Origin of the sequence: Curtobacterium sp. B18 (assembly GCF_000333375.1) — a bacterium.
Taxonomy (GTDB): Bacteria; Actinomycetota; Actinomycetes; order Actinomycetales; family Microbacteriaceae; genus Curtobacterium.
This window is the reverse complement of the sequence record NZ_BACZ01000795.1, coordinates 1-934: the sequence shown is the minus strand read 5'-3', so window position 1 is coordinate 934 and position 934 is coordinate 1. Positions and strand designations below refer to the sequence as shown.

Below are 934 nucleotides of genomic sequence, written 5' to 3'. Positions count from 1 at the left end.
TGCAGGGCATCATCATGCTCGGCTTCATGGCGCCCGGCATCGCCGCGGGCAGCGCGCTGACCGGCCTGCACGTCGACCCGTCGTCCGCGGCGCTCGTCGGCGAGGTCGCCGGTGTCGGCACCGATCGCGGCGGGTGGGAGGCCGTCCCGCCCTACTGGGTGTCCTGGGTGGCGGTGGTGATCCTGGCCGTCGGACTGGGACTGGTGTTCCAGTCCGGGTGGCGACTCACCCTCGTCTCGGTGATCGTCATGACGTCGGCGTACGGCCTGCTCACCGGCATCACCCCGCTGGGCGGCAGCGTCGTCGCGACGGGGGCGACCGCCGCGCTCCTGTTCATCGCGACGCGCGTGCTCGAACGGATCGTCCCGGCGATCCCGGCCAACGTGTCGTTCTTCCCCGCGTTCCTGCTCCTGGTACCAGGCACGGTCGGTCTGGTCGCGGTGGCGACCTTCGACCCGGTGGCGCTCGCGACACGGCGTCCAGAAGCCCGTCACCGCCGACGCGCAGGTCGCCGTCGCGAAGGACGGCACGGTCCAGGTCGCCGGCAGCGTCCCGATCACCTTCGCCGACTACGGCGTCGAGGCCCCCTCGCTCGGCTTCGTGACGGTGGACCCGAAGGGGTCCGTCGAGTTCTCCCTCGACCTGGCGAAGTGATGGCCACGGGCAGGTCCGCCGACGAGCTGCTCGCGACCCTCTACCGCGAGCACGGCGACGCGCTCACCCGGCACGTCCGGCACCTGACCCGCGACGGGCACACCGTCGAGGACGTGGTGCAGGAGACCATGGTGCGCGCGTGGCAGCGGCCGGCCGTGCTCGAACGCGCCCCGGACAGCGCACGCGCCTGGCTCTTCACCGTGGCCAGGAACCTCGTCGTCGACGACGCCCGGTCGGCGCGCAACCGCCGCGAACACGGCACGGAGCTGCCCTCGACCGG

General features: G+C 72.7%; 1 protein-coding gene and 1 pseudogene. Both read left to right on the top strand.

Translation table 11 applies throughout. From position 1 onward, the window contains the following. Positions 1-471: 471 nt before the first annotated feature. Positions 472-654, top strand: a pseudogene (locus I5E_RS27540) (YceI family protein); the annotation flags it as partial. Beyond that, the coding region (locus I5E_RS27535; protein WP_031263356.1) for a sigma factor at positions 654-934 on the top strand (281 nt) is incomplete at its 3' end. The pseudogene I5E_RS27540 and the gene I5E_RS27535, both read left to right, overlap by 1 nt.